Source organism: Microbacterium sp. MYb72, from assembly GCF_002979415.1.
GTDB lineage: Bacteria > Actinomycetota > Actinomycetes > Actinomycetales > Microbacteriaceae > Microbacterium > Microbacterium natoriense.
In genome coordinates this window covers 36549-58156 of the sequence record NZ_PCOT01000022.1, presented here as the reverse complement: position 1 = coordinate 58156, position 21608 = coordinate 36549, and the positions used below count along the sequence as shown (strand labels likewise).

The window sequence follows — 21608 nt, the reverse complement described above, 5'->3', positions numbered from 1 at the left end:
GGTGACGTCGGTGTCAGGGCGATCCTGACACCGTGGAGTCCAAATGTCAATACATTCTGTCAACATCTCCATTCGGGGTATACGCTGTGTCCAACGGAAGGAGTCGCCCGTGGTGACGAAGAAGCACATCGGCGTCGGTCTGGTCTCGGTCGGATGGATGGGGCGCCTGCACTCACGCGCCTATCTGGAGGCGCACAGGCACTACCCCGACCTGCCCCTCGTCGCCGACCTCACGGTCGCCGCAGACCCGGATGCCGGGGGCCGCGAACACGCCGCCGACGTGCTCGGCTACCGCGAGACCGTCTCCGACTACCGCGAGCTGATCGCCCACCCCGACGTCGACGTGGTCTCGATCTGCTCGCCGAACTTCCTCCACCACGAGATCGCCCTGGCCGCCATCGCTGCGGGCAAGCCGTTCTGGATCGAGAAGCCGATGGGCCGCGGCGCCGGCGAGTCGCGAGAGATCGCACAGGGCGCTCTCGACGCGGGCCTCGTGACCTCGGTGGGCTTCAACTACCGGCACGCCCCCGCGATCGCGCACGCCAGGCGCCTGGTGCGCGACGGGGCGCTCGGCACGATCACGAACGTGCGCGTCGCCCTGCTCGCCGACTACTCGGCCGATCCCGACGGCGCCCTCACGTGGCGGTTCAGCCGCGATCGCGCGGGCAGCGGCGTGCTCGGCGACCTGCTCTCGCACGGGGCCGACCTCGCGCAGTACATCGTCGGCCGGATCAGCTCCGTCAGCGGGCTCACCGAGACCTTCATCCGCAGCCGTCCCCTGCCGTCGGCCGGCGCGGCCAGCCACTTCAGCAAGGGCGCCGACGACGGCCCCCGCGGCGACGTCGAGAACGAGGACTACGCCGCGATCCTCGCCCGCTTCGACTCCGGCGCGGTCGCCGTGCTGGAGTCCAGCCGCGTCGCGATCGGCCCCCGCGCCGAGTACCGCATCGAGGTGTACGGCACGAAGGGCTCGCTGCGGTGGGACTTCCAGCGCCTGAACGAGCTCCAGCTGGCCGATGACGCCTCCGGCTACCGCACCGTCATGGCCGGGCCCGACTACGGCGACTTCGCGCGCTTCCAGCCCGGGGCCGGCACCGGCATGGGCTTCGACGACCTGAAGACCATCGAGGCCTCGCTGTTCCTGCGCTCGGTCGCCGAGGGCAGGCAGCTCGCGCCGTCGGCATCCGATGCGTGGTCGGCGGCGGAGATCGTGGATGCCGCGCTGCGGAGCACGGCATCCGGAGCCTGGGAGTCCGTGCCCGAGGTGACGGGCCCCACGACGTACGACGCGTGACCACAGAGAGGCCGATGCGGTGTCCGCATCGGCCTCTTGTTGCGTCTCTGCTCCTCAGACCCCGAAGGCGCTCCGGAACGCGTCCAGCGCGGCATCCGTGTCGGTGCGCGCCCAGCCCTCGAGGCCGATCACCCCGTCGTAGCCGAGGTCGCGCAGCGCCGCGGCGATCGCCTCGTAGCGGATCTCCCCCGTGCCCGGCTCGCAGCGACCAGGCACATCAGCCACCTGGATCTCGCCGACCCACGGCAGCGCCTCCCGCACGAGCTCGATCAGGTTCCCCTCCCCGATCTGCGCGTGGTACAGGTCGAGGTTGAGGCGCAGCCACGGAGAGTCCACGGCCCGCGCCAGACGCAGCGTGTCGGCGGCGCGGGCGAACGGGGTTCCGGGGTGGTCGACGGCGGTGTTCAGGTTCTCCAGCGTGAACACGCGCCCCTCGCGCGCACCCAGCACGGCCAGTCGCGCGAGGGTGTCCGCCGCGATCTCCCACTCGTGCGGGGAGACCTCGGTCTGCGGGCGCACCGGCAGGCCGCCGGGCGCCAGCCCCGTGCCGTGCAGGTTCAGCCGGGGTGAGTCGATCACCTCCGCCTTCCGCAGCGACTCCTCCGCCGTCGCGAGGAGGTCGGCGATGCCGTCGGGCGTCGTGAGGTCGCCGCGGAGGTACCCCGTCATCGACGAGAACACCGCGCCGGTGGCGGCGAGAGCGGGGAGGTCCTTGGTGCTCCAGTCCCAGATCTCGACCTCGAAGCCGCGCTCGTCGAGACGGCGGACGCGTTCGACCAGATCGAGGTCGGTGTAGAGCATCTCGGCCGACGCGGCCAGCCGGTAGCGGGCGGGCTGCTCGACGGCGCTCATCGCAGGTCGACCGGCACGACGACGCGCTCGGTCGCCGAACGCTGCGCGGCGTCGGCGAGGATCAGCGCCGCGCGGCCGTCCTCGAACGTCGGGCTCGTCGACTCCTCTCCGCGGGCGAGCAGGATGAACTCGTGCAGCTCCGCGGCGTAGGCGGCGGCGTAGCGCTCCAGGAAGAACGGCTCGTACGGAGGCTTCGCCTCGACGGCATCCGCGGTCGACAGGCTGACGAGGCTGGTCGGCGCGTTCGCGACCTGCAGCATCCCGGTGCCGCCGAAGGCCTCGATGCGCTGGTCGTAGCCGACGGCGCTGTGCCGTGAGTTGACGATCGTGACGAGGGCTCCGGATGCTGCGCGCAGGGTGGTCACGGCGGTGTCGAAGTCGCCGTGGTGGGCGGCGCCGGCGTCGAAGGTCGTCGACCCGGATGCCGAGACCTCGACGATCTCGGGCAGGAAGAACCGCGCCATGTCGAAGTCGTGGATCGTCATGTCGCGGAAGATCCCGCCGGAGACGGCGACGTAGTCGGCGGGCGGAGCCGAGGGGTCGCGGCTGATGATCGTGAGCTGTTCGAGGGCGCCGATCTCACCCGCGGCGACGCGGGCCCTGGCCGACGCGAACGCGGGGTCGAAGCGGCGGTTGAAGCCGAGAGCCACCGGCACCCCGGCCGACGCGACCCGGGGACGCAGCGCCTCGACCCGCGCGATGTCGAGGTCGATCGGCTTCTCGCAGAGCACGGGGATGCCGGCATCCACCGCCCGTGCGATGAGGTCGACGTGCGTCGGCGTCGGCGAGGCGATGAGGATCGCGTCGACCTCCCCCGAGGCGAACACCTCGTCGGGGGTGTCGGTCGCCGTGCCGCCGTACGTCGCCGCGACGCGGCGCGCGCCGTCGACGAAGGGATCGGCGACCCAGGAGAGCTGCGCGTCGGGGTCGGCGGCGATGCTCGCGGCGTGCACCTGGCCGATGCGTCCGGTGCCGATCAGGCCGAAGCGGAGGGGAGCGTGTGACATCGTGCGGTCCTTCGGGGAGAGGGGTCGGGGAGAAGGGGTCACGCCCAGGGGCGCAGCGCCTCGCGGTTGCGGATCTGGTCGGCCCCGCGCGCGGCGCGGAACTCGGAGAGGGAGACGTCGGGGCCGTTCAGCACGTCCTGCTCGACGACGATCCAGCCGTCGAAACCGCGCTCGTCGACGGCATCCATCACGGCGGCGAGGTCGATGTCGCCCGCGCCGAACGCGACGAACGAACCCGACGACCAGACCTCGCGCATCCCGCCGCCGGCGGAGAGCACGCGCGTCAGCTCGCCGAGGTCGACGTCCTTCAGGTGCAGGTGGTTGATGCGGTCACCCCAGCGGCGCACGGCGTCGAGCGGGTCTCCCCCGGCGATGAAGAGGTGCCCGGTGTCGAGGGTGAGGTCGACGTCGACGTTCGCGAGGAACCGGTCGATCTCGTCGGGAGACTCCACGAACGTGCCGGCGTGGTGGTGGAAGGTCGGCTCGAAGCCGGCTGCGCGCACGATGGCCGCGGCGCGCTCGGTGTTCGCGAGCAGCCTTCCCCACGCGGCCTCGGCGAGCGGGTCGACCTCGCCTCCCCGACCCGGCGCACCCTGGCGGATGCTCGAGCCTCCGTCGGCGAGCGTGGGCAGCGGCAGCCGCTCGGGACCGTCCTCCGCGGCGTCGGAGAACGCCCGCAGTGCCTCGTGCAGCTCCGGCAGCGCCGCCTCGAACGCGTCGTCGTCGGAGAAGGGCAGCTGCACCCAGCCTCCGGCGAGCTCCAGCCCGTGACTCCGCAGCCGCTCCCGCAGCCGCGCGCCCTGCCCGAAGAAGCCGGACGGGCCCAGGTCCACGCCGCGGTAGCCCGACTCGGCGAGCGTCGCCAGCAGGTCGTCGGGGCTGATCGTCTCGGCGCCCTCCGGGGTCAGCTCGAACACGCCGAAGCTCACCGGGGCGCCGGCCACCGTCGCCTTCATGCCTCTCCTCCGTCTTCCGCGCCCAGCAGCGGGCGCTGCGCCGTCCGGCGCTGTTCGTACTCGCGGCGCGCGCGACGGGTCGTCGGCAGCGACGCCTCCTCCGGCACCGGCACATCCCACCAGCCCTCCCCGTCGGGGGCGTAGAGCAGCGGGTCGCTCTCGATGTGGATCACGGTCGACCGCGGCGAGGCCTTCGCTGCGGCGAGCGCGGCCGACAGGTCGTCGATCGCGGATGCCGTCGCCGGGATCTCCACGACGTGCAGCCCGTAGCTGCGAGCGTTCATGGCGAGGTCGACCGGCAGCAGCCGCTCGGCGTGCGCCGGATCGTCCTGCATCCGGTAGCGCGTGCCGAACCGTTCCGAGCCGACGGTCTCCGACAGGTGGCCGATCGAGGCATAGCCGTGGTTCTGCACGATCACGATGATGAGCTTGATGCCCTCGGCGACGACCGTGGCGAGCTCGGAGCTCAGCATCAGGTACGAGCCGTCTCCCACCATCACGACCACGTCGCGGTCGGAGCCGGATGCGAGGGCGCCGCGCTTGGCGCCGAGTCCGCCGGCGATCTCGTACCCCATGCACGAGAACGCGTACTCGACGTGATAGCCGAGTGGGTCGCGCACGCGCCAGAGCTTGTGCAGGTCGCCGGGCAGGGAACCCGCGGCCTGGACGATCACGTCCTCCGGGTCGGTAGCCGCCTGGACGGCGCCGATGATCTCCGGCTGGCCGGGCCGCTCCAGCCCCGATGGCGTGAAGGCGGCGTCGACCGCGGCATCCCACTCCGCCTTCTCCCCCGCGATGCGGGTGGCGTGCTCATCGCTCACGATCCGGACGGGCAGCGCCTCTGCGAGCGCGACCAGCGTCTCGCGGGCGTCAGCGATCACCGGCAGCTGCGTGCCGTGCTTGTACGCGTCGAACGCGGCGACGTTGATGTTGACGAACTCGACACCCGGATGCTGGAACGCCGTGCGCGACCCCGTGGTGAAGTCGCTGTAGCGCGTGCCGATGCCGATCACGACGTCGGCCTCGGCGGCGAGCCGGTTCGCTGCGGTCGAGCCCGTGGCCCCGACTCCGCCGAGGTACTGCGGGTGGTCCCAGGCGAGGCTGCCGCCGCCGGCCTGCGTCGTGCCGACGGGGATGCCGGTGGCCTCGACGAAGGCGCGCAACTGCTCCTCTGCGCCCGAGTAGATCACGCCGCCGCCCGCGACGATGAACGGGCGCTTCGCGGCGCGGATCGCCCGCACGGCCCGCTCCAGCGCACCGCGTTCGGGGACGGGCCGGCGCACGTGCCACTCGCGCTCGGCGAGGAACGACAGCGGCACGTCGACGCTCTCGGCCTGCACGTCCTCCGGCAGCGCGATCGTGACAGCGCCGGTCTCGGCGGGGTCGACGAGCACGCGGAGGGCGTTCAGCGCGATGGAGAACAGCTGCTCCGGCCGCTGCACGCGGTCGAAGAAGCGCGAGAGCGGACGGAACGCGTCGTTGACGGTGAGCCCGATGTCCCACGGCTGCTCCAGCTGCTGCAGCACCGGGTCGGCCACGCGCGTCGCGAAGGTGTCGCTCGGCAGCAGCAGCGCCGGCAGCCGGTTCGTCGTGGCGAGCGCGGCGCCGGTGAGCATGTTGGTCGCGCCGGGGCCGACGGATGCCGCGGAGGCGAACGTCGCCCTGCGGCGGTGCATCCGCGCGAAGCCGACGGACTGGTGCACCATCGCCTGCTCGTTGCGGGCCTGGTGGTACGGCATGATACCGGGGCTCTCGACATCGAGCTGGCGCAGCGCCTGGCCGATGCCGGCGACGTTGCCGTGTCCGAAGATGCCGAACACGCCGGGGATCGTCCGTTCGCGGATCTCCCCGTCGACCGTCCACTGATTCGCAAGGAACCCGACCAGCGCCTGGCTGACCGACATCCTCCTGGTCGCCGTCATCGCGGCCCTCCTTCGTCGTGCTCGTCGTCGTGCGCCGATGCGCCCTCGGGGAAGGGCAGGCGCGGGTCGATCGGCTGCGAGGCCCACCCGTCGCGCACCCACGCGTGCGCGGGGTCGTCGCTGATCAGCCACTCGCGCTCGGGGTCCGGCCCCGCCATCACGTTCAGGTAGTACAGGTCATAGCCGGGGGCGGCGACCGCAGGGCCGTGGTAGCCGAACGGCACGAGGGCGATGTCGCCCGTGCGGACCATCGCGTCGATCTCGATGTCGCCGGCGGGAGAGGAGTAGGTGCTGAACAGCCCGAAGGCGGCATCCGCCCCCTGCGCCGACCGGTCGGCGCGAGCCGCCTCGAAGTAGTAGATCTCCTCGAGCCGCGACTCGTGACCGGGCACGTGCTCGTCGTGCTTGTGCGGAGGGTACGACGACCAGTTGCCTGCCGGCGTGATGACCTCGCACACGATGAGCCGGGCGGCATCCAGCGCCTGCGGGGTGCCGAAGTTGTGCACCTGACGGCTCGACGCACCCGCCCCGCGGAGCTCGACGGGGGTCTCTGCCGCCGCGATGCGTCTGGTCGGCCGGACCTCGGTCGTCGGCGACGAGGCGACGGCGACCCTGCCGCTCCCCCGCACGATCGCCGTCGCATCGGCGGAGAGGTAGAGCACGTCGGTCGGACCGTCGAAGACCGACGCGCGGCCCGCGAGCTCCACGGTCGACGCGGACCCCCGCTCGACGACCTCCACCGTGAAGCTCCCGGCGAGCGGCACGACGATGCGCTCCTGCCCGCCGCCGTCCAGCGCGAGGGACTCGCCCTCGGTCAGCACGCCCACGCGCAGACCCGTGTACTGCCAGCCGGGGATGCCGTCGTCGACGACGCTCTCCCACCCCTCGCCGGCGAGCGCGCCGCGGCGATGGAACCATCCGGTCTCGTCGTTCATGCGCGCCTCAGCGGTTCTGCGGGAATCCGAGGTTGATGCCCTCGTGCGTCGCCGGGTCGAGCCAGCGGCTGGTGACCGCCTTCTCCCGCGTGAAGAACTCGAACCCGTGCACACCGTACGCCTTCGCGTCTCCGAACAGCGAGGCCTTCCAGCCGCCGAAGGAGTGGTACGCGACGGGGACGGGGATCGGGACGTTGATGCCGATCATGCCGACCTGCACCTCGGTCTGGAAGCGCCGCGCGGCGCCGCCGTCGTTCGTGAAGATCGCCGTGCCGTTGCCGAACTCGCCGGAGTTGATGAGGTCGAGCCCCTCCTGGAACGTCTCGACGCGCACGATCGACAGCACCGGGCCGAAGATCTCCTCGCGGTACGCCCGCGACGTGAGCGGGATCTCGTCGATCAGCGTCGGTCCGAAGAAGAAGCCGTCCTCGTGCCCGTCGACGACGAAGCCGCGGCCGTCCACCACGATGCGCGCCCCATCGGCGGCCGCGATGTCGACGTAGCCCGACACCTTCTCGCGGTGCGCGCCGCTGATCAGCGGGCCGAGGTCGGGCTCGCCGTCGGCATCCCCCGCGCCGTTGCCCACGCGCAGCCGGGAGATCCGCTCCGTGATCTTCTCGATGAGCCGGTCCGCCACCGGCTCCACCGCGATCAGGACGGAGATCGCCATGCACCGCTCGCCCGCGGCGCCGTATCCCGCGTTGATCGCCTGGTCGGCGACGAGGTCGAGGTCGGCGTCGGGGAGCACCAGCATGTGGTTCTTCGCACCGCCGAGCGCCTGCACCCTCTTGCCGTGACGGGATGCCGTCTCGTAGATGTACTGCGCGATGGGGGTCGAGCCGACGAACGAGATCGACTGCACGACAGGGCTCGTGAGGAGGCCGTCGACCGCGAGCTTGTCACCCTGCAGCACCGTGAAGACGCCGTCGGGGAGCCCGGCCTCGCGCCACAGCTCGGCCATCCAGAGAGCGGCGGACGGATCCTTCTCGCTGGGCTTGAGCACCACGGCGTTGCCAGCGGCGATCGCGATCGGGAAGAACCACATCGGCACCATGACCGGGAAGTTGAAGGGGCTGACGATGCCGATCACGCCGAGCGGCTGCTTGATCGAGTACACGTCGATGCCGGTCGAGACGTTCTCCGAGTAGGCGCCCTTGATCAGGTGCGGGAACCCGGTGGCGAGCTCCACCACCTCCTGTCCGCGGAGGATCTCCCCCATCGCGTCGGAGAGCACTTTGCCGTGCTCACGCGTGACGATCTCGGCGAGCTCGCCCTTGCGGGCGTTCAGCAGCTCGCGGAATGCGAACAGCACCGCTTGACGCTTCGCGATCGACGTGGCGCCCCAGGCCTTCTGCGCACGCTCGGCGGAGGCGATCGCCTCGGCGATCTCGGTCTCGTCGGCGAGCGCCACCCGGCCGATCACGGCTCCGGTCGCGGGGTTGAAGACGTCGGCGGTGCGACCGCTCGTCGAGGGGCGCGGCGCCCCGTCGATCCAGTGGCCGATCTCCTGCACACCCGTGAGGGCGGCTGTCGTGTCGATGGTCATGCGGGCTCCTCAGATCAGCGTGGGGTGGACGAGTCGGGCCGCGATGTCGACGGCCGCGGCGACATCGCCGTCGGGCGGGTAGAGCAGGGTGCGACCGGCGGTGAGGCCCCGCACGCCGGGGAGCGACATCGCGTCCTCCCAGGCGGCGAAGGTCTCGTCGGGGTCGTCGGGAGAGTCGCCGCCGAGCAGCACGGTCGGCATGGTCGTCGCTGCCATCACTCGCTCCATGTCGGCCACGACGGGCAGCTTCATCCACGTGTACGCGCTGCTGCCGCCGAGACCAGCGGCGATCGCGATCGAGCGGATGACGGCATCCGGCGTCAGGTCGTTGACGACATGCCCGTCCTTCCACTGGCTCACGAACGGCTCCAGCATGATGGGCAGTCGAGCGGCGGCGGCCTGCGTGACGGCGTGGGCGGTCGCCTCGAGCGTCGCCGAGGTGCCCTCGTCGTCGAAGTTGATGCGCATGAGCGTCTTCGCGAAGTCGAGCCCGGAGTCGACGAGGCTCGGCACGTCGTAGGCCGTGAAGCGGTCGTCCATCTCGAAGGTCGCCGAGCGGAGGCCGCCGCGGTTCATCGAGCCCACCACGACCTTTCCGTCGAGCAGGCCGAGAGCGGCGAGGTCGTCGATGATGTCGGGGGTCCCGAGCACGCCGTCGACGCCCGGTCGTGAGAGAGCCGTGGCGAGCCGGTCGAGCAGGTCGTACCTGTCGGCCATGGCCGTCGCGTCCGGTCCCACCGCGAGCGCGCCCCTGGCCGGGTGGTCGGCGGCGACGATGAACATGCGGTCGTCGGCGCCCAGGATCTCGCGCCGCGTGCGCGCCCGCAGCGCCTCGGTGATCTCGTGCGGACGCCGCGAGCGGATCTCCCGCAGCCGCGCGAAGTCGGATGCCGTCAGGATGCCCATGTCAGTTCCCCCCTGCCATCGCCTCGTCGACCTCCGCCGTCGTGGGCATGGCCGTCGAGCACTCCAGGCGCGAGGCGACGATCGCCCCCGCCGCGTTCGCGAAGCGGATGATCCGCTCGAGCTCCCACCCGCTCAGCAGGCCGTGGCACAGGGCGCCGCCGAACGCGTCGCCGGCGCCGAGGCCGTTGACGACGTCGATGACCAGCGGGGGCACCTCGACGGTCTCGTCTCGGGTCTTGGCGAGCACGCCCTTGGGCCCCTGCTTCACGATTGCGAGCTCGATGCCGCGGTCGAGCAGCGCGTCGGCTGCGCGGTGCGGGTCGGTCTCGCCGACGGCGATCTCGCACTCCTCGCGGTTGCCCACGGCCACGGTCACGGCGTCGAGCACGGCATCCACCTGCGCGGACGCCGCGGCCGGATCGCTCCAGAACATCGGACGGTAGTCGAGGTCGAGCACCGTGTGCCGAGCGCGCCCCCTGGCAGCGAGCGCCGCGAGATGGGCGGAGCGGCTGGGCTCCTGGCTGAGGCCGGTGACCGTGAGCCAGAGGAGATCGGTCGCACGCACGGCGTCGAGGTCGATCTGGTCGGCGTCGAGATTCAGATCGGGCGCCTTCGGGTCGCGGTAGAAGTACAGCGGGAAGTCGTCGGGCGGGAAGATCTCGCAAAACGTCAGGGGCGTCTTCAGCAGCGGATCGACGGCCACGCCGGAGGGGTCGACGCCGAGGCGGTCGAGCTCACGGAGCAGGTAGCGGCCGAAGGGATCGTCGCCCACGCGCGAGACGAGGGCCGAGCGGCGCCCGTGCCGCGCCACGGCGACGCTCACGTTGGCCGCGCTGCCGCCGAGGTACTTGCCGAAGCTCGTCACGTCTTCGAGGCCGACCCCGCTCTGCAGCGGATAGAGGTCCACTCCGAGGCGTCCGAAGGCGATGATCTCGGGTGCGTCCTGCGTCTCGGTCATGCGCGCGAACACCTCTCTGTACGTCGGCATCCGCTTCGATGCTCGAATGTCCTAACAATAGCACATAGGTGTGTTCGCGCAAGAGATCCCGCCCGCTGAAGTTGCGGACGTAAGATTGTCGGAACATGGACCCCGCGACCACGCGGGCCGGGGAGGGAACGATGGCCGGCGACGAGCCCCATTGGCCGGACGAGCTGTTCGCCGACCTCGACCGCACCGGCCCCGTGCCGCTGTACTACCAGGTCTCCAGCCGCCTCGAAGGGGCCATCCACTCCGGCGCCATCCCCGCCGGCGCCCGCCTGGAGAACGAGATCGCGATCGCCCAGCGACTCGGCCTCTCCCGCCCCACCGTGCGTCGCGCGATCCAGGAGGTCGTCGACAAGGGACTGCTCGTCCGCCGCCGCGGCATCGGCACGCAGGTCGTGCAGGGACAGGTCACCCGCCAGGTCGAGCTGACCAGCCTCTACGAAGATCTGCAGGGCTCCCACCACGAGCCCGGCACCCGCGTGCTCGCACACGAGGTCGTCCCCGCGACCGACGCCGTCGCCGTGGGACTCGGCGTGCCGGTCGGCGAGGACGTCGTCTACATCCGCCGCCAGCGCAGCACCGACGGGATGCCGGTGGCCGTGCTGGAGAACTACCTCCCCCGCGAGTTCCGCGACATCACCACCGACGACCTCGGCACCCGCGGGCTCTACCAGATCCTCCGCGCCCGGGGCGTGACGATCCGGATCGCCAAGCAGAAGATCGGCGCCCGGCGCGCCGAGGGAGACGAGAGCGCACTGCTCGACATCGACGACGGCGGCCCCGTGCTCACGATGGAGCGCATCGCCTTCGACGACTCCGGCAGGGCCATCGAGTACGGCCACCACTGCTACCGCCCCGACATGTACAGCTTCGAGACCACGCTCGTCGCGAAGTAGCCGATCCGGCTGACCCTCCGCGCGTCCAGAACTCCGGAGATCTCGGGCGGCGCCCGCGTCGGCGCCCGCCGAATCGGGTCCGGCCCGTCCGACGGTCGGCGGATCTCCGGAGTTCTGGACGGCCTCGCGCGCGGTCACGGCCCCGACGCCGATCCGGCTGACCCTCCGCGGATCGTCCGGGCGACGGCATCCGCGTGCACTAGCCTGCACACCGTGCCCGCGCGCGGGCGCAGTCGACGACGACCGGAGGATCACAGTGACGAATCAGCACTCAGGGGGCACCACGAAGGGCACCGGCGAGGAGGAGCACCTGCGGCGGGCGCTGAGCAACCGCCACATCCAACTGCTCGCGATCGGCGGGGCGATCGGCACCGGCCTGTTCATGGGCAGCGGCAAGACCATCTCGGTCGCGGGCCCGTCGGTCATCTTCGTCTACATGATCATCGGCTTCATGCTGTTCTTCGTCATGCGGGCGATGGGCGAGCTGCTGCTGTCGAACCTCAAGTACAAGTCGTTCAGCGACTTCGCCAGCGACCTCCTCGGCCCCTGGGCGGGCTTCTTCACCGGGTGGACCTATTGGTTCTGCTGGGTGGTCACCGGCGTCGCCGACGTCATCGCGATCGCCGGGTACACGGATGCGCTCATCCCCGGCATCCCGTTGTGGATCCCCGGCCTGCTCGTCATCATCATCCTGCTCGCGCTGAACCTGCCCACGGTCGCCGCCTTCGGCGAGATGGAGTTCTGGTTCGCGCTCATCAAGATCGTCGCGATCGTCGCGCTCATCATCACGGGCCTCGTGATGATCTTCACCGGCTTCCAGCACGACGCCGGCACCGCATCGTTCGCGAACCTGTGGGACCACGGCGGCATGTTCCCGCACGGCTTCATGGGCTTCGTCGCCGGCTTCCAGATCGCCGTCTTCGCGTTCGTCGGCATCGAGCTCGTCGGCACGGCCGCGGCCGAGACGAAGGACCCGACGCGCAACCTGCCGAAGGCGATCAACGCCATCCCGATCCGCGTGCTGCTGTTCTACGTGGGCGCGCTCATCGTGCTCATGGCCGTGACCCCCTGGACCGAGTACGTCGCGGGCGAGAGCCCCTTCATCGCCATGTTCGCCCTCGCGGGCCTCGGCATCGCCGCGACGGTCGTGAACCTCGTCGTGCTGACCTCGGCCATGTCGAGCGCGAACTCGGGCATCTACTCCACCTCGCGCATGGTGTTCGGCCTCGCGCAGGACGGCGACGCCCCGCAGATCTTCGGCCGCCTGTCGTCGCGCAAGGTGCCGCAGAACGCGCTGTTCCTCTCCTGCATCCTGCTGCTGTCGGGCGTCGTGCTGCTGTACGCAGGCAAGGACATCGGCACCGCCTTCGACATGGTGACCACGGTCTCGGCCGTGTGCTTCATGTTCGTGTGGACGATCTTCCTGATCAGCTACATCGTCTACCGCCGCACGCGCAAGGAGAAGGCCGCGGCCTCGGTGTTCCGCATGCCGGGCGGTCTGTTCATGCCCTACGTGGTGCTCGCGTTCTTCGTGTTCATCCTGTGGGCGCTGACCACGCAGCCCGATACGCTGACCGCGCTGGCGGTGACGCCGATCTGGTTCGCGCTGCTCGTCGTGGCATGGATCTTCGTGCGCAGGTCTCCGAACCACATCTCCCGCCACGAGGCCCACATCGCGCACCTGCGCGACGACTCCGCGGAGTAACGCGTTCACCTGAACGCCAGAACTCCGGAGATCCGCATCGGCGGTGACCAGATCGGGCGATGCCGGGCTCGTACCCGGCGGATCTCCGGAGTTCTGGCCGATTCGGTCGGACGGATGCCGATGCGACCGGAATCTTGACGGGGCTGACGGCCCCGGGTCAGACCGACGCTACGGCGGGCTTCGGAGCGAACAGGCGCTTCCGCAGCGCGAGGAACAGCAGCACCATGCCCGCCGAGAGCAGGATGTGACCGAGCCCCGCGATGCCGGAGATCATGGCGGACGACTCCCGACCGAGCACCGTGAGGCATCCGTGCCAGACGAGCATCGCCGAGGTGAGCACGAGTCCGGCGTTGTAGATCCAGAAGAACCAGCCGAACAGGCGGCTCTCGCTCAGTGCGAACGCCTTCTCGAGCAGCAGCACGATCAGCAGCACGACGAAGCCCAGGACGAGGACGTGCGTGTGGACGAGACCGAGCTGGGTGAACTGCCCCTCGGGGAAGCCGTTGGCCTTGGTGAACTCGCGGTAGAAGAGTCCGGAGAGCACGCCGACGAGCATGTAGGCGAACGCGGCGTAGAAGAGCTTGCGCATGAGGGGTGTCCTTTCGAGGCTGACTCCAGCCTCGCTCCGCGGCCCCCGCACCGGATCCATCGTTCGGTTGAGATGCACGGCAGCGCGCGGCACGGTACGGCATGGCCCGCACGGCCTCACACCCGCACGGCACGGCAGCGCCGTGCGAACCTGCGACCGGCGAGACGCCCGAGAGGTCAGAGGATGCCGGTGTCCCGGGCGATCGCGATCGCCCGGGCGCGACTGTCGGCGCCGAGCTTCTCGAACACGTGCACGAGGTGCGTCTTGACCGTCGCCTCGGTGACGAACAGCGTCTTCGCGATCTCCCGGTTCGATGAGCCGGTGTCAAGGAGCCGCAGCACGTCGAGCTCGCGCTCGGTGAGCCGCACCCGCGGTGCCCGCATGACCTCGACGACGCGTTCGCTGAGCTCGGGGGTGAGCACGAGCCCTCCTGCGGCGGCGTGACGGATCGCCTGCACGATCACTTCAGGAGCGACGTCTTTCAGCAGATATCCCGCTGCACCTGCCTCAATCGCCCCGAGAATCTCCGCATCTCGATCGAAAGTGGTGAGGATGATCACCGCGGGGGCCGGCTCCTGCGCCCGGAGTGCAGCGGTGGTCTGGACGCCGTCCATGCCGGAGCCCAGGCGCAGATCGCACAGCACGACATCGGGGTGCAGGTGCCGCGACAGCGCCACCGCCTCCTCACCGGATGCGGCCTCCCCGACGACCTCGATGTCGTCGCGGCGGTCGAACAACGAGCGCACGCCCGCCCGCACGATGGGGTGGTCGTCGACGAGCAGCACGCGCAGCGCGGTCATGACGCTCTCCCCTCGCCGCGGGGCGACGGGCGCCCTCCGACCGGGACGTGGGCCGAGAGCGCCGTGCCGTCGCCGGGGGCGCTCTCCACGTCGAGTCCGCCGCCGAGCTCGCGGAGCCGCGCCCGCATCGCGCGCAGGCCGTAGCCGCCGTCCGGCCCCGGCGCGTCGAGTCGTGCGGAATCGAAGCCGCGTCCGTCGTCGACGATGTCCAGGCGCACCGTGTCGCCGGCATCCGCCAGCGTCACCACCACCCGCGAGGCCCCGGAGTGCGTGCGCACGTTCGCGAGCGCCGACTGGGCCGTGCGCAGCAGGGCGACCTCGGCGTCGAGGCCGAGCGCGGGGAGGTCGTCGGCCTGCAGCGTCGCCGAGATCCCGGTCTCGTCCGACAGGCGCCGCAGCATCCGTCCGAGCGCGTCGCCGAGGGCGGCCTGCTCCAGCTCCGCCGGCATGAGGTCGTTCACGATGCGTCGGGCGTCGGCCAGCCCCTCTGCGGCGAGCGCGGCGATCTGCTCGAGCGCGCGGGCGGGGTCGGCATCCTGCTCCGTCCCGGTCCGAGCCAGCATGCCGATCGACGCCATGCTCTGCGCGACGGTGTCGTGGATGTCGCGCGACACCCTGGTGCGCTCGGCGCTCGCTCCGGACTCGCGCTGCGTGCGGGCGAGCTCGTCCTGCAGGGCCGCCATCTCCTCGTGCGCCTGGACGAGCGAGGAGATGAGCCGACGCCGTTCGCGCGCGTCGCGGACGAGCTCGAGGTATCCGCGCGAGATCCCCAGCGCGAAGACCCCGCCGACCAGCGGGCCGATCACATTGGCGTAGCTGGTGGTGCCGTGGTGCAGCACGGGAGCCGCGATGACGACGGCGAGGATCAGGATGCTCAGCGGAGCCGCCCACCGCATCCGCAGCACGAATCCGGAGAGCAGCCAGAGCGCGAAGGCGAGCCACACGTACTCCGGCGACAGCGCGACGGCGCCGAGCCAGATCAGCGTCAGCCCGAGCAGCCAGCCGGCGGCGAGGCGACGATCCTCGGTGCGCTCGCTCAGCACCAGACCGCCGCCGTACCAGCCGAGGAAGACGAGGCTGATCGCCAGCACCCACGGCAGGGGCACGCCGTCGAGTGCGGCCCGCCACGAACCGATCGCGACGAGCACCACGGTGATCACCGCCTGCCCGACCCGCACGGAGCCGATCAGCCCCGCCCAGGTGCGCACGCGCACGGGCTCGGCGGCGGGGTGATCAGAAGACGGCATCCTCACATTCTTCCTCCCCGCCCCCTCGCACGCCTCCACCTTTCGGTTGACCGCCCCTTCTCCCTTGCCTATCGCCGTCGAGTTCACCTGCACTCGGCGAGTGCACGGCATCCTCGCGTCGACAGCCCGTGCCCTCGGCGAGATCATGTGCACTCGACGGCGATGGAGGGCCTGGCAAGAGGGGGTGCGGCAGGGCCTCCCTCGGGAGGGAGAGGCGGGCGTAGCGTCGGAACGACAGGATGCCGACGGAAGGACACACCATGCACACGCGCACACTCGGACAGGGCCTCGAGGTCTCGGCGGTCGGACTCGGCTGCATGGGCATGTCGCAGAGCTACGGGCCGAATCCCGGCACACGCGAGGAGATGATCGAGGTGCTGCGCTCGGCGCTCGACCTCGGCGTCACCTTCTTCGACACGGCGGAGGTCTACGGTCCCTACGTGAACGAGGAGCTCGTCGGAGAGGCCCTCGCGCCGATCCGCGACCAGGTCGTGATCGCGACGAAGTTCGGCTGGAAGATCGAAGACGGCAAGAGCGTCGGCCTCGACAGCAGGCCCGAGCAGATCCGACGGGTCGCCGAAGCCTCGTTGCGCCGGCTGCGCACCGACACGATCGACCTCTTCTACCAGCACCGCGTCGACCCGGACGTGCCGATCGAAGACGTGGCCGGGACGGTCGGCGAGCTGATCGCCGAGGGCAAGGTTCGGCACTTCGGCCTCTCCGAGGCGTCGGCGGACACCATCCGGCGCGCGCACGCCGTGCACCCGGTGACGGCCCTGCAGAGCGAGTACTCGCTGTGGACGCGCGAGCCCGAGGCGTCCGTGCTTCCCGTGCTCGCCGAGCTCGGCATCGGCTTCGTGCCGTTCAGCCCCCTCGGCAAGGGCTTCCTGACCGGCACGGTCGATCAGAGCACGCCCTTCACCGAGGGCGACATCCGCGGAACGATCCCGCGCTTCAGCGAGGAGAACCGCGCCGCAAACCAGGAGCTCGTCGGTCAGGTCGCCGCTCTCGCCGCCGCGAAGGACGCCTCTCCCGGACAGATCGCCCTCGCGTGGCTGCTCGCCCGCGAGCCGTGGATCGTGCCCATCCCCGGCACGCGCCGCACGGCGCGCATCGCCGAGAACGCGGGCTCGACCGCCGTCGCGCTGTCCGCCGACGAGATGTCCGCCCTCGATCAGCTGGCCACGCGGGTCCACGGCGCCCGCTACAACCCCCAGCAGATGTCCTTCATCGACCGCTGACCCCGCTCTTCCCGCGGTGGTGTCGCGTCGGGTCACGTCGCGTCGCGTCGCGTCGGGGCGCGTCGGGGCGCGTCGCGGCGCGTCGACTTCACGTGCACTCGGCGAGTGCACGGCATCCCGACGTCGACAGGCCGTGCACTCGGCGACGTCACGTGCACTCGGCGGGCTTCGCGCCCACAGGCGGGGTTCGCGTGCACTCGGCGAGTGCACGGCATCCCGACGTCGACAGGCTGTGCACTCGGCGGCTTCACGTGCACAGGCGGGGTTTACGTGTGCTCGGCGAGATCGCGCACGTGCACAGGCGGGGCTAGCGTGGCGGGGTGAGCACAGACCGCAGCTACCCGACGACGATCGCCGCGGGCGTGGAGCACGAACTCGTCATCAAGAAGTCGCGGTTCATCGCCCACGTCGAACCCGTCTCCTCGGTGCCGGAGGCGGATGCCGTCATCGCCGGCGTCCGTAAACGGTTCTGGGACGCACGGCACAACTGCAGTGCGATGGTCACCGGCCTGCTCGGCGACCAGGCGCGGTCATCGGATGACGGAGAGCCGTCAGGCACAGCCGGCATCCCGATGCTCGAGGTGCTGCGGCGTCGGGAGCTCACCGATGTCGTGGCCGTGGTCACCCGGTACTTCGGCGGCGTCAAGCTCGGAGCCGGCGGACTCGTGCGCGCCTACTCCACCGCCGTCTCGGAGGCGCTGGATCTCGCGTCGCCCGTGCGGCGGGAGTCGCTCACGCAGGCGACGGTGGTCGTGCCCCACGCGGATGCCGGCCGCTACGACAACCTGCTGCGCGACTGGGCCGGCCACCACGGCGCGACGCTGGGCGCACCGAGCTACGGCGCGGCGGCGACGCTCGAGCTCTGGGCGCCCGCCGCGGCGCTCGCCTCCCTGGCCGACGACCTCGCCGCCGCATCCGCCGGCGCCGTGACGCCCGTCTTCGGCGCCGAGCGCATCGTCGACGTGCCCGACTGACCGCCCGTCGTCGCGTCCACGTCTCCCGTCCACCCGCGCATCCACGTCGCCCGTCCGCCCGCCACCGGAGTCCGTCGGCGGTCGCCGCCCATCGCCCGTCGCCCTCGCGTGACCTCGCCGAGAGTGCACGGCCTCACGACGGCAGCATCCCGCCGGGCTCTGCGGGAAACCCCAGAGCATCTGCACGCGGCACGGCGTGTCGACCGGCGGCACGCCGCACCGGCATCCGATGCTCTGGGTTTCCCTGATGAGCGGGCGTCGACCGGCGCCGCGCCGCACCGGGCATCCGACGCTCTGGGTTCCCGAGCGAACGGGGTGAGAACGGTGCGGGGCGTCCGCACCCGGGCACGGCGGATACGCTGGATCAGAGCTGCCGGAAGGAGCGAGATGTTCGACAGCCCGCTCTCGGCCTCTGCGTACGAGGTGCTCGGCGTCGACCCGACGGTCGACCACGACGAGCTGCGGCGCGCCTACCGGCTGCGCCTGCGCCAGACGCACCCCGACACGGGTGGCGACGCCGCCGTGTTCATCCAGGTGCAGTACGCGTGGGAGCTCATCGGCACCCCCGAGGGCCGCGCCGCGTACGACCGCGGGCACGGTTTCGTCGAGGAGAGCGAGTGGAGCGGATGGCGCGTGCAGACCGCCCGTCCGGACACACGGCCGCGCGCCCGCTCCTACGGGCACCCGGGCGGATGGCGCCGGGAGCGGTACATCGCGCTGATCCGCGAGTGGGCGGGCGTCGGCGTGGAGGTCCCCGATCCCTACGACCCCGCGCTGGTCCGTCAGGCGCCGCGCGAACTTCGCCGGCTGCTCGCCGATGCGCTGGCGGAGGAGGAGACGGCCCGGACCGTCTCCGACCTCGGCATGGGCTTCACGATCTGGCATGACGTGGCCACGGGGGCGGATGCCGACGACAAGCTCGACCATGTCGTCCTCAGCCCGTCCGGTCTCTACGGCGTGATGTCGGAGGACTTCGGCGGGGTGGTCGGATTCCGCCGCGGCGAGATCACGGGCCCGACCGTCGGGGTCCGCGCACCCGTCACCGCGCTCCTCGGACGCATGCGCGTGACGGCACGTGCCGCACGGGTGCGGTTCGGCGGCGCCATCGTCGTGCTGCCGGACGACGACCTCGTGCAGGCCGTCACTCCGCTGGGCACCGTGCGCGGCGTCCCGGTCGTCGTCGTGCGCCGGAGCGCGCTGGGCATGGTGCTCCGGCAGGGCGTGCCAGGGGTGCGCGCGATCGGCGGCAACGAGCTCTTCGACGTCCGCACGCGCCTGCAGCAGACCGTGCGATTCGTCTGAGCGGCGCGCTCGCCCGCGATTGAAGGCCTAGCGGCATCCACTCCCCTCACAACTGACGGGTTCCGCGCCGAGCGTTGACGCAGCGAATCAAACCGGTTTACACTCATCAAACCGGTTCACTCCGGTCTTTCCACGAGGAGGTGGCATGAGCCGCACGACGATCGCCGATGTCGCCCGCGAGGCCGGCGTCACGAAGGCGACGGTGTCGCACGCCCTGAGCGGCAACCGCCCGATCTCCGAGGAGACCCGTGCGAAGGTCCTCGCGGCGGCCGAGAAGCTCAACTGGGCGCCCAGCCAGAGCGCCAGAGCCCTCGCGAACCGCCGCGCCAACGCCGTGGCCGTCGTCCTCGCCCGCGACCCCGAGGTCATCGCGAACGACTCGTTCTTCCCCGCCTTCATCGCCGGAGTGGAGTCCGTCCTCGCCGAGACCGAGACGGCACTCATCCTGCAGGTGGTCCCCGACCGCGACGCCGAGGAGCGCGCCTACCGCTCACTCACCCACGGCCGCGCCGACGGCGCGCTTCTGCTCGACCTCCGCGACGACGACTGGCGCGTGCCCTTCCTCGACGAGCTCGAGCTGCCGACGGTCCTGGTCGGCGCCTACGACCAGCCGCACTCGTTCTCCTGCGTCCGCACCGACGATGCGACCCCCGTGCGCGAGATCATCACCCACCTGCGCGACGCCGGTCACGAGCGCATCGCGCACATCTCCGGCCCGCTCGCCTACGTGCACTCCCGCGCCCGCGCCGAGGCCTACACCGACGAGATCGGCAGCGACGAGCTGCTGCGCGAGGGCGACTTCACCGCAGCGAGCGGACGCGCGCTGACCGAGGAGCTGCTCGCTCTTCCCGAGCGCCCCACCGCGATCGTCTACGCGAACGACACGATGGCGATCGCCGGCCTGTCCTACGCGCGCTCGCAGGGCCTCTCGATCCCCGACGACCTCGCGATCGCCGGATTCGACGACGACCACCTCTCCGCCCACCTCTCTCCGGCGCTGACCAGCGTCTCGTCGGACCCCGCCGCGCGAGGTCGCGCGGCCGCCCGCCTCCTGCGGGCAGACATCCTCGGAGCGCAGCCGCGCACCGAGATCGTCGACTGCAACGTCGTGCACTTCCGCGAGAGCACAGCGGCGCCGTCGGCAGCTACACCCACCGTGTCGAGGAGGACACCATGAAGAAGATCCGTGCAGCAGCACTCGTCGGCGCAGTCAGCGCCTTCGCGCTCGTCGCGACCGGATGCTCGGCAGGAGCCGGCACCACCGGCGGCTCGGCCGACGGAAAGGGCCCGATCAAGGTCTGGCTGTCGAACAACGAGCAGGAGGTGGCCTGGGGTCACGCCGTCGTCGACGCCTGGAACAAGGAGCACCCCGACGAGAAGGTGACCGCGCAGGAGATCCCGGCCGGATCCTCCTCCGAAGAGGCGATCACCGCGGCGATCACCGCCGGCACCGCACCGTGCCTCGTGTACAACGTGGCCCCGGCCGCCGTCTCCGGATGGGTCAAGCAGGGCGGCCTCGTCGACCTCAGCAAGCTCGACGGCGGCGACGACTACATCACCTCGCGCGGCGGAGAGCTCGCCGCCTACAAGACCGACGACAGCTTCTACCAGCTGCCGTGGAAGTCCAACCCGGTGATGGTCATGTACAACAAGGCCCTCTTCCAGGCCGCGGGCATCGACCCCGAAGACCCGCAGATGAACACCTACGACGCCTTCCTCGAGGGGTCCAAGAAGATCGTGGCCTCGGGTGTGCAGAGCGCGATCTGGCCGGCGCCCACGAGCGAGTTCTACCAGCCGTGGTTCGACTTCTATCCGCTGTACCTCGCCGAGACCGACGGCACCATGCTGGTCGAAGACGGCAAGGCCACGTTCGACTCGGATGCCGGAAAGAAGGTCGCCGAGTTCTGGAAGACGATCTACGACGAGAAGCTGGCCCCGAACGAGGCCTCGACCGACGACGCGATGTCGGCGGGCACCACGGCCATGCAGCTCGCGGGACCGTGGGCCATCCCGTCGTACGCCGACACCGTCGACGTCGGCTTCATGCCGGTGCCGACCAGCGACGGTCGCGACAACCCGACGACCTTCGCCGACTCCAAGAGCGTCTCGATGTTCACGGCGTGCAAGAACCAGGGCACCGCGTGGGACTTCCTGCAGTTCTCCACGAACGAGGACAGCGACGGCCAGCTGCTGGAGCTCACCGGTCAGATGCCGATGCGCACCGACCTCGCCGGCACCTACCCCGACTACTTCTCCGCGAACCCGGACTACACGGCCTTCGCGAAGCAGGTCGAGGCGACGGCTGACGTGCCCAGCATCCCGAACTCCGTCGAGGCCTGGCAGGCCTTCCGCGACGAGTACTCGTCGGCCGTGATCTTCGGCAAGACCTCCATCGACGAGTTCCTGAAGACGGCGGCCTCGAAGATCGACAAGCTCGTCGCCGAGTGACGT

Annotated in this window: 19 protein-coding genes; 8 read left to right on the top strand and 11 right to left on the bottom strand. The window is 70.8% G+C overall.

Annotated features, from left to right (window positions below; genetic code table 11):
* Positions 1-109: 109 nt before the first annotated feature.
* Positions 110-1294 carry a Gfo/Idh/MocA family protein gene (locus tag CQ047_RS13065; protein WP_223585559.1) on the top strand — a complete coding sequence of 395 codons (1185 nt, stop codon included), beginning with the start codon at positions 110-112 and terminating at the stop codon, positions 1292-1294.
* Positions 1295-1348: 54 nt separating this feature from the next.
* On the opposite strand, the gene CQ047_RS13060 is transcribed toward CQ047_RS13065, so the two are convergent.
* The 8 genes from CQ047_RS13060 to iolC are packed head-to-tail and all read right to left on the bottom strand — an operon-like array spanning position 1349 to position 10376.
* Positions 1349-2146: a TIM barrel protein gene (locus tag CQ047_RS13060; protein ID WP_105675935.1), complete on the bottom strand. Its 798-nt coding sequence runs from the start codon at positions 2144-2146 to the stop codon at positions 1349-1351.
* Positions 2143-3153 (bottom strand): inositol 2-dehydrogenase, encoded by a 1011-nt coding sequence (gene iolG, locus CQ047_RS13055; RefSeq protein ID WP_105675934.1) that lies wholly within the window; start codon positions 3151-3153, stop codon positions 2143-2145. Before iolG ends, CQ047_RS13060 begins: the two co-directional genes overlap by 4 nt.
* A 38-nt stretch (positions 3154-3191) precedes the next feature.
* The gene (locus tag CQ047_RS13050) at positions 3192-4109 is read right to left on the bottom strand and encodes a sugar phosphate isomerase/epimerase (protein ID WP_105675933.1); all 918 of its coding nucleotides are present in this window, start codon (positions 4107-4109) and stop codon (positions 3192-3194) included.
* Positions 4106-6031 (bottom strand): 3D-(3,5/4)-trihydroxycyclohexane-1,2-dione acylhydrolase (decyclizing), encoded by a 1926-nt coding sequence (gene iolD, locus CQ047_RS13045; RefSeq protein ID WP_105675931.1) that lies wholly within the window; start codon positions 6029-6031, stop codon positions 4106-4108. Before iolD ends, CQ047_RS13050 begins: the two co-directional genes overlap by 4 nt.
* Positions 6028-6966, bottom strand: coding sequence for a 5-deoxy-glucuronate isomerase (gene iolB / locus CQ047_RS13040; RefSeq protein ID WP_105675929.1), 939 nt, complete (start codon positions 6964-6966; stop codon positions 6028-6030). Before iolB ends, iolD begins: the two co-directional genes overlap by 4 nt.
* Positions 6967-6973: 7 nt before the next feature.
* Complete coding sequence (locus CQ047_RS13035; protein WP_105675927.1) at positions 6974-8512, bottom strand: CoA-acylating methylmalonate-semialdehyde dehydrogenase; 1539 nt, start codon at positions 8510-8512, stop codon at positions 6974-6976.
* Positions 8513-8521: 9 nt separating this feature from the next.
* Complete coding sequence (locus tag CQ047_RS13030) at positions 8522-9418, bottom strand: class I fructose-bisphosphate aldolase (RefSeq protein WP_181155935.1); 897 nt, start codon at positions 9416-9418, stop codon at positions 8522-8524.
* Between the two features lies 1 nt (position 9419).
* Positions 9420-10376: a 5-dehydro-2-deoxygluconokinase gene (iolC, locus tag CQ047_RS13025; RefSeq protein ID WP_105675961.1), complete on the bottom strand. Its 957-nt coding sequence runs from the start codon at positions 10374-10376 to the stop codon at positions 9420-9422.
* Between the two features lie 161 nt (positions 10377-10537).
* Between iolC and CQ047_RS13020 the strand changes: the two genes are divergently transcribed.
* Together CQ047_RS13020 and cycA are read left to right on the top strand one after the other, a co-directional pair.
* Positions 10538-11299: a GntR family transcriptional regulator gene (locus CQ047_RS13020; RefSeq protein WP_105675959.1), complete on the top strand. Its 762-nt coding sequence runs from the start codon at positions 10538-10540 to the stop codon at positions 11297-11299.
* A 256-nt stretch (positions 11300-11555) separates the two neighbouring features.
* Positions 11556-13004: a D-serine/D-alanine/glycine transporter gene (cycA, locus tag CQ047_RS13015; RefSeq protein ID WP_105675925.1), complete on the top strand. Its 1449-nt coding sequence runs from the start codon at positions 11556-11558 to the stop codon at positions 13002-13004.
* Between the two features lie 157 nt (positions 13005-13161).
* On the opposite strand, the gene CQ047_RS13010 is transcribed toward cycA, so the two are convergent.
* From CQ047_RS13010 to CQ047_RS13000, 3 genes are all read right to left on the bottom strand, one after another.
* The gene (locus tag CQ047_RS13010; protein WP_105675923.1) at positions 13162-13593 is read right to left on the bottom strand and encodes a DUF2871 domain-containing protein; all 432 of its coding nucleotides are present in this window, start codon (positions 13591-13593) and stop codon (positions 13162-13164) included.
* Between the two features lie 176 nt (positions 13594-13769).
* Positions 13770-14393, bottom strand: coding sequence for a response regulator transcription factor (locus CQ047_RS13005; RefSeq protein WP_105675920.1), 624 nt, complete (start codon positions 14391-14393; stop codon positions 13770-13772).
* Positions 14390-15640, bottom strand: a complete 1251-nt coding sequence (locus CQ047_RS13000; RefSeq protein WP_105675918.1) for a sensor histidine kinase — start codon at positions 15638-15640, stop codon at positions 14390-14392. The genes CQ047_RS13005 and CQ047_RS13000 overlap by 4 nt, the downstream gene beginning before the upstream one ends.
* A 260-nt stretch (positions 15641-15900) precedes the next feature.
* On the opposite strand from CQ047_RS13000, the gene CQ047_RS12995 reads away from it, so the two are divergent.
* The 5 genes from CQ047_RS12995 (at position 15901) to CQ047_RS12975 (ending at position 21605) form a co-directional block, all read left to right on the top strand.
* Positions 15901-16881: an aldo/keto reductase gene (locus CQ047_RS12995; protein ID WP_105675916.1), complete on the top strand. Its 981-nt coding sequence runs from the start codon at positions 15901-15903 to the stop codon at positions 16879-16881.
* 320 nt (positions 16882-17201) lie between these two features.
* On the top strand, positions 17202-17855 hold the full coding sequence (locus tag CQ047_RS12990; protein WP_105675914.1) for a YigZ family protein: 654 nt from the start codon (positions 17202-17204) through the stop codon (positions 17853-17855).
* A gap of 387 nt (positions 17856-18242) precedes the next feature.
* Positions 18243-19157 carry a J domain-containing protein gene (locus CQ047_RS12985; protein WP_105675912.1) on the top strand — a complete coding sequence of 305 codons (915 nt, stop codon included), beginning with the start codon at positions 18243-18245 and terminating at the stop codon, positions 19155-19157.
* A gap of 145 nt (positions 19158-19302) precedes the next feature.
* Complete coding sequence (locus CQ047_RS12980; RefSeq protein ID WP_105675909.1) at positions 19303-20334, top strand: LacI family DNA-binding transcriptional regulator; 1032 nt, start codon at positions 19303-19305, stop codon at positions 20332-20334.
* Positions 20331-21605, top strand: coding sequence for a sugar ABC transporter substrate-binding protein (locus CQ047_RS12975; RefSeq protein ID WP_105675907.1), 1275 nt, complete (start codon positions 20331-20333; stop codon positions 21603-21605). Before CQ047_RS12980 ends, CQ047_RS12975 begins: the two co-directional genes overlap by 4 nt.
* Positions 21606-21608: the final 3 nt, after the last annotated feature.